This window comes from Streptomyces sp. NPDC006655 (genome assembly GCF_040703965.1).
Taxonomy (GTDB): domain Bacteria; phylum Actinomycetota; class Actinomycetes; order Streptomycetales; family Streptomycetaceae; genus Streptomyces.
On the sequence record NZ_JBEYJU010000002.1, the window covers coordinates 210,441 to 218,901 of the forward strand.

At 73.1% G+C, this 8,461-nt stretch carries 7 protein-coding genes; 6 read left to right on the plus strand and 1 reads right to left on the minus strand.

Features of this window, described 5'->3' with window-relative positions; genetic code table 11:
• Nucleotides 1-212: 212 nt before the first annotated feature.
• Nucleotides 213-713, plus strand: coding sequence for a MarR family transcriptional regulator (locus tag AB0958_RS02100; RefSeq protein ID WP_366888344.1), 501 nt, complete (start codon nucleotides 213-215; stop codon nucleotides 711-713).
• A 291-nt stretch (nucleotides 714-1,004) separates the two neighbouring features.
• On the opposite strand, the gene AB0958_RS02105 is transcribed toward AB0958_RS02100, so the two are convergent.
• Nucleotides 1,005-1,793: a hypothetical protein gene (locus AB0958_RS02105; protein ID WP_366888345.1), complete on the minus strand. Its 789-nt coding sequence runs from the start codon at nucleotides 1,791-1,793 to the stop codon at nucleotides 1,005-1,007.
• A gap of 408 nt (nucleotides 1,794-2,201) precedes the next feature.
• Here AB0958_RS02105 and AB0958_RS02110 point away from each other — a divergent pair, with 408 nt between their 5' ends.
• The 5 genes from AB0958_RS02110 to AB0958_RS02130 are packed head-to-tail and all read left to right on the plus strand — an operon-like array spanning nucleotide 2,202 to nucleotide 8,365.
• Nucleotides 2,202-5,561 (plus strand): nitrate- and nitrite sensing domain-containing protein, encoded by a 3,360-nt coding sequence (locus AB0958_RS02110; RefSeq protein ID WP_366888346.1) that lies wholly within the window; start codon nucleotides 2,202-2,204, stop codon nucleotides 5,559-5,561.
• A complete protein-coding gene (locus AB0958_RS02115; protein ID WP_366888348.1) occupies nucleotides 5,558-6,061 on the plus strand; it encodes a roadblock/LC7 domain-containing protein in 504 nt (167 codons plus the stop codon). Before AB0958_RS02110 ends, AB0958_RS02115 begins: the two co-directional genes overlap by 4 nt.
• Entirely contained in the window at nucleotides 6,058-6,480 is a 423-nt protein-coding gene (locus AB0958_RS02120) for a DUF742 domain-containing protein (protein WP_366888349.1), read from the plus strand. The genes AB0958_RS02115 and AB0958_RS02120 overlap by 4 nt, the downstream gene beginning before the upstream one ends.
• Nucleotides 6,461-7,093 (plus strand): ATP/GTP-binding protein, encoded by a 633-nt coding sequence (locus AB0958_RS02125; protein WP_366888350.1) that lies wholly within the window; start codon nucleotides 6,461-6,463, stop codon nucleotides 7,091-7,093. Before AB0958_RS02120 ends, AB0958_RS02125 begins: the two co-directional genes overlap by 20 nt.
• A 15-nt stretch (nucleotides 7,094-7,108) precedes the next feature.
• Nucleotides 7,109-8,365, plus strand: a complete 1,257-nt coding sequence (locus tag AB0958_RS02130; RefSeq protein ID WP_366888351.1) for a styrene monooxygenase/indole monooxygenase family protein — start codon at nucleotides 7,109-7,111, stop codon at nucleotides 8,363-8,365.
• Nucleotides 8,366-8,461: the final 96 nt, after the last annotated feature.

Below are 8,461 nucleotides of genomic sequence, written 5' to 3' on the forward strand. Positions count from 1 at the left end.
CAGATATGCCAGAGCCGACCGGTATGACCGGCGCGACACGAGGGACCGCGAGCCGAGGTCACACGGGTCGACCATGGGCGTGCGCATGCCATCGCCGAAGAGGGGGTCCGGAGGCTGCCGCTGGTCTACGCCTGCGAAATACTTGGTGAGCGGGGCGACGACAGGGTTTGACCCGGACTTTCCGTACTGCGAAACCGATCAGGGGTGCTGACGTGCACGAGGACGACAAGGGCGAGGGGCGCCGCCCTGCCACCGAGCCGGCGCCGACGCCGCCGGCCGGCGCGGACCAGGAGTTCCTGGCTCTGGAGCGCGAGTTGACGGTGCTGCTGCGGCGCGCCCGGGCCAACCAGGGCGAGATGGCCCGGGAGGTCCACCCCGACCTGGAGTCCGCCGCCTACGGGCTGCTGGTCCGGCTCGACGAGAGCGGCGGCCGGCGTGCCACCGAACTCGCCGCCTACATCGGCGTCGGCAAGGCCACCATGTCCCGCCAGCTGCGCGCCCTGGAGGAGCTCGGCCTGATCGCCCGCGAACCCGACCCGGCCGACGGACGGGCCTGGCTGGTCGCCCTCACCGAGGAGGGCCGGCGCCGGGTCGGCCGGGTCCGCGAGGCCCGCCGCGGCCGCTACGTCCGCCAGCTCGCCCACTGGCCGCGCACCGAGGTCGCCGAACTGGCGCGCCTGCTGCACGAGTTGAACGGCGTCATGGAGAAGTAGCCGACGCCGGCCGCCGAGCCCCGGCCGCCGAGCCCCGGCCGCGCGGCCGGCGACGCCGGAAGGGTCCCCGCAGGGCGGACCTCACAGCTCGGCGCCGGGGGGTCGGCCAGGGCGCGGTGCATGTTCGCGGCCGGTCCCCGCCGGACGGGCCTCACAGCGCGGCGCCGGGGGGTCGGCCAGGGCGCGGTGCATGTTCGCGGCCGGTCCCCGCCGGACGGGCCTCACAGCGCGGCGCCGGGGGGTCGGCCAGGGCGCGGTGCATGTTCGCGGCCGGTCCCCGCCGGACGGGCCTCACAGCTCGACGTACACCACCGTCGCGTCGTCGTGCGTCTTGCTCCGCCCCAGGAACGCCCGCTCCTCGCGGTCGGCCGCCTCCAGTTCGCGCACCCGGTCCACCAGGGCCCGCGCGCCCTCCTTGCGCACGAGGTCGAACAGGGCCGTCCAGTCGCCCTCGCGGAACGTCTCCGTCCAGCGGGTCGCCCCGTCCGTGAGCGCGACCAGGGCGGCGACCTCGGAGCGCGGCACGGTCCCGGTGACCGCGCGGGCGGCCACCGCCGGGTCGGCGGCGGCCGTGAAGAAGCCGCCCTCCTTGTTGCGGACCGTGGCGTCGGCGATCGCGGCCGAGGCGAGGAAGGCGCGGGGGACCCGGTCCAGGCGGTCGTCCAGGACCGGGGTGAGCGTGCCGCCGGGGGAGCGCAGGAGCAGCGCGGAGTCGGACAGGACGAGGTACTCGACGGCGTCCTCGGACCACCGGGTCACGACGACCGTCGCCTGGGGCGTACGCGGGTGAGAAAGGTCACAGGTGGTTTCGTGCCCTGCGGCCGTACGGCGGATCGCCTCGCCGAGGATCTCCCGCAACGTCAGATCTCCTCGCGAAACGGTCAGTTCGGCCAGCGCCCCGCCCAGCCGCGCCGTGAACCAGGGGACGGAATGCAGACACCCGGTGCCGTCCCGCGGCGGCGTGACACCGTCCAGGACGATCACGCAACCCCCCCTGCCCCTCGCAGGGAGGCAGACCCCGGCGAAGTCCTCGTTGGGGCGGTCCGCGGCGCCGGGTTCCGACATCACCTCAGTACGCATTCGGCCAGTCTGCACGACCCCTTCACAGGCTTCACCAGAGGCTGGCAACAATCCGGAAAACGGCACGGTCTCGCAGGTCAGCCGCCTGTTTTGGGCTGGAATGGCGCACTCCGGGAAGGCGTGTCGGCGAATCCTGCCAAAGCCTGCCCTCCGCGTCCAACCGGCCAGCCGGAAAAGGCCCCCGCACAGTCCGCCGGAACTTGCCCGTCAACTCCCCTCCGATGTTCACTCCTTCGGGTGGCGGGTCGAATGATGCGAGACCACCGCCCACCGGCGCTGGGAGGGTCGGGGACCGACATATCGGTGCACGTGGGTATGTGCACGCACCACTTGGCACCGAATTGCCGGGGATGATGACGGGGTGCCACCCGGCCCCTTGGGTACACGAGTTCAGGAATGCGAGCACCGGTGCAGAAGACGCGGCCTCGGCGCACAGGCAAGCAGACGGCCTCCGAAGCGGGCGCCGCCGTCCCCGTCGGCTCCGGCCGTCGCAAGCACGTCCGGACCCGGCTGATCGTGGCCGTGGCCGTGGTGGCCGCCGCCATCGCCGGAGCGGGCGCGCCCGCCCTGCTGACCGCCTCCGGGCAGCTGAGCGACTCCCAGGCACTGGTGACCCTCGCCGGCCGCACCCAGGACGCGCTGGCGCTCGCCAACTCCCTCGCCGACGAGCGTGACGAGGTCACCACCTACATCGCGGCGGGCCGCGCCAAGTCCAAGGCGCCCGCCGAGGACCGCAGCGCCCGCGTCGACCGCCAGGTCGAGGACCTGCGCGCGGAGACCGACACCCCCGGCTGGCTGCGCACCGACCTCGACGGCATCGCCGCCGTCCGGCGCGCCGCGCTCACCGGCAAGAGCACCGCCCTTCAGGCGCACGAGGCGTACTCGCGGACGATCACCGAGCTGCACCGGCTCGCCGAGCAACTGGCCGAACAGACGCCCGCCAGGGCCGGCTCCGGCGCGCACGCGTTCGCCGAGCTCGACTCCGCCGTCCAGCAGTCCGCCGCCGCCCGTGGCCTGCTCCTGGCCGCCCTCGCCATCCCGAGCAGCACCCAGACCACGATCAGCCCGATCACCGGGCTGCCGGTCACCAGCACCACCACCTCCGCAGCCGACCGGAAGCAGCGCGACGCCCTCTCCGCCGCCGCCCAGCAGGCCAGGCTGCGCGCGGACGCGGCCCTCGCCGACTTCCACGACACCGCGCCCGCGGCGGCGGTCGAGTCCTACGACTCCACGGTCACCGGGAACGACGTCAACGCCGCCGACAGGTACCTGGCCGCCCTCACCGACCAGCCGACCCTCTCCGACGCCCACCTCGCCACCAGCTCCAAGAAGCTCGACGCGGCGCTGTCCGCGCGGGTCGAGCTGATGCGGGGCGTGGAGTCCGCCCTCTACGACCACCGCACCAAGGACCTAGCGAAGCTCCGCGACGACGACGTCACCGCGCTGGAGATCCGCGTCGCGGTGGTCGGCGCCCTGATGCTGGTGGCCGTCGGCGTCGCCACGGCCATGGCCCGCAGCCTCACCCGCCCGCTGTCCGTGCTGCGCCGCGGCTCGGCACGGCTCGCCGAGGCGGAGGACCCGCGCACCCAGGAACCGGTGCGGTTCACCGGCCGCAACGACGAGTTCGCCCAGGTCGTCCGCTCCGTCAACGCCCTGCACGCGCACAGCGTCGAACTCTACGAGCGCATCGCCACCCTGGAGACCGACCGCAAGCACCTGGTCGGCCAGCGCCAGAAGATGGCCGACGCCCGTGAGGAGCTGCGCGCCGAGCTGGCCGACTCCGCCACCCAGCTGGAGCGGCTGCGCACCAGCATCGGCGGCACCTTCGTCAACCTCGCGCTGCGCACCCTCGGCCTGGTCGAACGCCAGCTCGCCGTCATCGAGGGCCTGGAGGAGCGCGAGCACGACCCGGAGCGCCTCGCGACCCTCTTCAAGCTCGACCACTTCGCCACCGTGATGCGCCGCCACAGCGAGAACCTCCTGGTCCTCGCCGGCACCGAGCACGTCCAGCAGCACGCCGGGTCGATCCCGCTGGTCGACGTCGTCCGGGCGGCGGTCAGCGAGATCGAGCGCTACGAGCGGGTCCGCATCGCCACGCTGCCGCCCCACGTCCACGTGGCCGGGTTCGCCGCCGACGACCTCTCCCACCTCCTCGCCGAGCTGATGGAGAACGCCACCGCGTCCTCCCCGCCCGACGTCCCCGTGGAGATCTCCGGCTGGCTCCTGGAGAGCGGCGAGGTCATGCTCTCCGTGCAGGACGAGGGGATCGGCATGGCGGCCGACCGCATGGTCCGCCTCAACAGCCGGCTCGCCGAGTTCGACCCGGAGTCGCCGTACGACCAGGAGGGCGAGGACGGTCTCGGCCTCGGCCTCTACGTGGTGGCCCGGCTGGCCCATCGGCACGGCGTCCGCGTGCAGCTGCGCGAGCAGAAGCAGGGCGGGGTGGCGGCGGTCGTCGTCCTGCCCCAGCCCCTGCTGGCGGCGCCCCCCGCGGCGACGGTCCCGGCCCCCTCGGCCACCGCGACCGGCACCTTCTCGCTCCCCGGTGCGGACGCGGAGGCCAACTCCAACGTGCTGCACGGCCGCGCCACGTCGGGCGACCCGCTGGTGACGCTGGCGGAGCACGCGGTGGCCGCCCACGAGGCCGACGAGGACACCGCACACGAGCAGGCGGCTCCGCCGAAGCCCGCGGACCCCGAGCCGACGGCCCGCCCGAAGGCCCCGCCGGAGACGCCCGCCGAGACAACGATGGAACTCCTCCTCCCGGACCTCGAACCCACGGAACCCGAACCCCGCCCCACCGCACCTGACGACCAGCCACGAGCGACGTCCGCGGCGGCCCAGCCCGGAGCCGCCGCGCCCGGAGCCCAGCCCGGTGCCGTTTCTCCGGGGGACAGCTTCGGGCCCACCGCGGCGGGGGAGCAGTCCGCGGTCCACGCGGCCGGCGAGCAGCCGCGAGGCGTGTCCGTGGGGGAGCCGTCCCGAGCCGCCCCGCCCGGAGCCCAGCCCCAGGCGTTCCCTCCGGCTGACCACCCCGGGCGCACCGAATCGGCGGAGCAGCCCCGGGCCGACGCACCCGGCGGCCAGCCTGGAGCCTTCCCTTCGGCGGACCGCTCCGGGGCCGCCGGGGGCGTGCCCCGGCCGGCCGAGGCCTGGGGCCCGTCGGGCGGCGTGCCCGTGGGGGAGCAGCCCCTGGCCGCCGCGCCCGGCGACCTGCCTGGAGCCGTTCCTTCGGGGGACCACTCCGGGGCCGGTCCGGCCGGGGAACAGGCGCGTGCCGTGCCTTCGGTGGGGCGGCCCTGGGGTGCCGGGAGCGAGGGACGGGCGCACCCCGCGGACGCGGAGGTCCGGAATCGGCCGTCGACCGCGGCCGGTGACGGTGAGCGCGTGCCGCCCGGGTCCGGCGACGGCACCCGCACGGGTGCGGACGCATTCGGGGGAACCGAGGAGCACGCGCGCCCGCTGCCCGCGCCCGCCGAGGCCGACGCCGAGGACCCCGTCACCAGCAAGGGCCTCCCCAAGCGCACCCCCAAGATCACCGCGCCCGCTCCGCCGCCGCGCCAGCGCGGCACCGGCGTGGACGCCGAGGCCCTCCGCCGCAGGCTCGGCGGCTTCCGCCGCGGCGCCGACGCGGGGCGGCGCGACGTCGAGGCGGAGATCGCCGAACAGACCGGCCAGAACCAGGTACCGAGCAACGCACCGGCCGGACGCGCAACAGCCGTATCCGAAGAAGCCACGGGGGGCACAGTCGAGGAGGCAAGCAGTTGACCGCGCCCAGTACCTTCGGACTGAGCAGTGAGGCACGCAACCTGCACTGGCTGCTGAGCAACCTCGTCGAGGAGGTGCCAGGCATCCAGTCGGTCGCCGTGGTCTCCTCGGACGGCCTCCTCCTGCTCTCCTCGGACACCAGCCGCAACGAGGCGGCCCGCGAGGCGCAGAGCGAGAAGCGGACCGGCCCGCGCGGCTCCGCCGCCGACCTGGCCACCATCGTCTCCGGCATCGGCAGCCTCACTGTCGGCGCCGCGAAGCTGATGGACTTCGGCCCGGTCAAGCACACGATGGTCGCGATGGACGAGGGCAGCCTCTTCGTGATGTCCATCAGCGACGGCTCGCTGCTCGGCGTGCACGGCAGCGCGGAGTGCGACATGAGCGTCGTCGCCTATCACATGGCCCTGTTCGTCGGCCGCGCCGGTCACGTCCTGACCCCCGAACTCCGCAGCGAGCTACGGAAATCGCTGGAGACCGACGCGCCGAGGAGCGGCCGATGAGCAGCGCGCCGAAGAACCGCAGGCAGAACCTCCCGGTCCGCGGCGGCGACCGCAAGCCCGCCCGCGTCCGCCCCTACTCGCTCACCGGCGGCCGCACCCGCTTCGGCCACGTCCTCCTCGTGGAGACGTTCGTGGCCGCGCTCGAGGCCCCGGAGGAGCGCAAGGAACTGACGAATGGTTCCCTCAACACCCGGGTGATGCCGGAGCTGCAGGCCATCGTCGAGCTGTGCCGCCGTATGCGTACGGTGGCCGAGATCGCCGCGCTGCTGAAGATGCCGCTCGGCGTGGTCCGGGTCCTGCTCAGTGACCTCGCGGACCAGGGAAAGATCCGTGTGTACGGAACCGGAACCGGTCACGGCGTCGGCCGCCCGGACCGCGCTCTGCTGGAAAGGGTGCTGAGTGGACTACGCCGTCTCTGACGCCGCCGGCGTCAACCCGCTCCTCGAAGAGGAGCACGTGCGGTCGTGGCAGACGGACCGCAGCCGGGCCCCCATCGCGACGAAGATAGTCGTGGCGGGCGGTTTCGGCGTCGGCAAGACCACGCTGGTCACCGCCGTCTCGGAGATCACGCCCCTGCAGACCGAGGCGCTGATGACCGAGGCGAGCGAGGAGACCGACGACCTCACCGCCACGCCCGGCAAGCTCACCACCACCGTGGCCATGGACTTCGGGCGCATCACGCTCGACGACGACCTGGTGCTCTACCTGTTCGGCACGCCGGGTCAGCAGCGGTTCTGGTTCATGTGGGACGACCTGGTGCGGGGCGCGATCGGTGCCGTCGTCCTCGCGGACACCCGGCGGCTGAAGGACTGCTTCCCGGCCCTCGACTACTTCGAGAGCTGCGGGCTGCCGTACGTCGTCGCGGTCAACCACTTCGACGGCAGCGAGCGCTTCGAACCCGAGGACGTGCGCGAGGCATTGACGATTCCGCCGCGCATACCTGTAATGATCATGGATGCCCGCCGTCGTGTCCCGGTGATCGAGACCCTGTTGTCCCTGGTCGCCCACGCGCTGGACGAAACACCCGAGTAGGAGAACGGTCCCCGTATGCGGAAGATACTCGTCGTGGGGGCCGGCCAGTCCGGTCTCCAGCTCGCCCTCGGCCTCCAGTCGCACGGCTACGAGGTCACCCTGATGTCGAACCGGACCTCGGACGAGATCCGCTCCGGCCGGGTCATGTCGACGCAGTGCATGTTCCACACGGCACTGCAGCACGAACGCGATCTCCAGCTGAACTTCTGGGAGTCCCAGGCCCCGAAGATCGAAGGACTCGGCGTCTCGGTCGCGGCCCCCGGCTCCTGGGGCGAGGGGCCCGCGGCCCGCGCGATCGACTGGGTGGGCCGGCTCGACGGGTACGCGCAGTCGGTCGACCAGCGGGTGAAGATGGCCGGCTGGATGGAGACCTTCGCGCAGCGCGGCGGCCAGCTGGTCATCCACGGCGCCGCCGTCGGCGACCTCGACTACTTCTCCCGCGCCTACGACCTGGTCCTGGTCTCGGCCGGCAAGGGCGAGCTGGTGTCCATGTTCGGCCGCGACGCCGCCCGCTCCCCGTACACGGAGCCGCAGCGGGCCCTCGCCGTCGCCTACGTCCACGGGCTCGGCCCGCGCCCCGAGCACCCGGACATCCACGCGGTCCGCTGCAACCTGGTCCCCGGTGTCGGCGAACTCTTCGTCATGCCCACCCTGACCACCTCGGGACCCGCCGACATCCTCTTCTGGGAGGGCATACCCGGCGGCCCGCTGGACGTCTTCAACGGCGTCAAGGATCCCTCGGAGCACCTCTCCCTGACCCTGGAACTCATGGAGCGGTACACGCCCTGGGAGTACGCGCGGGCCGGCAAGGTCGAACTGACCGACGCCGGCGGAACCCTCGCCGGCCGCTACGCCCCCACCGTCCGCAACCCGATCGGCCGGCTCCCCGGCGGTGGCCTGGTCCTGGGCGTCGCGGACGTGGTCGTGGCCAACGACCCGATCACCGGCCAGGGCTCCAACTCGGCCGCCAAGTGCGCCGCCTCCTACCTCGCCTCGATCCTCGAACACGGCGAGAAGGAGTTCGACGAGACCTGGATGCAGGCGACGTTCGACCGTTACTGGAACACGGCCCAGCACGTCACCAAGTGGACGAACGCGATGCTGGCGCCGCCGCCGGAGCACATCCTCAACCTGATCGGCGCCGCGGGCCAGCTCCAGCCGGTAGCGGACCGCTTCGCGAACGCCTTCAACGACCCGGCCGACTTCGAGAACTTCTTCTACGAGCCGGCGAAGACGGAGGCATACCTGGCCTCGGTGACCGCAGGCGCCTGATTGCTTCTGCTCGGCCTCCTTGAGCAGCCCCTCGGCCTTCTTGACGGCGGCGATCCGGACCTTGCCCGCCTCGGAGTTGGCCTCCGAGACCAGGTC

Excerpts from the sequence above, each read along its gene's own strand:
- AB0958_RS02130 (WP_366888351.1), top strand. The coding sequence starts at position 7,109 with ATGCGGAAGATACTCGTCGTGGGGGCCGGCCAGTCCGGTCTCCAGCTC.
- AB0958_RS02105 (WP_366888345.1), bottom strand. The coding sequence starts at position 1,793 with ATGCGTACTGAGGTGATGTCGGAACCCGGCGCCGCGGACCGCCCCAAC.
- AB0958_RS02120 (WP_366888349.1), top strand. The coding sequence starts at position 6,058 with ATGAGCAGCGCGCCGAAGAACCGCAGGCAGAACCTCCCGGTCCGCGGC.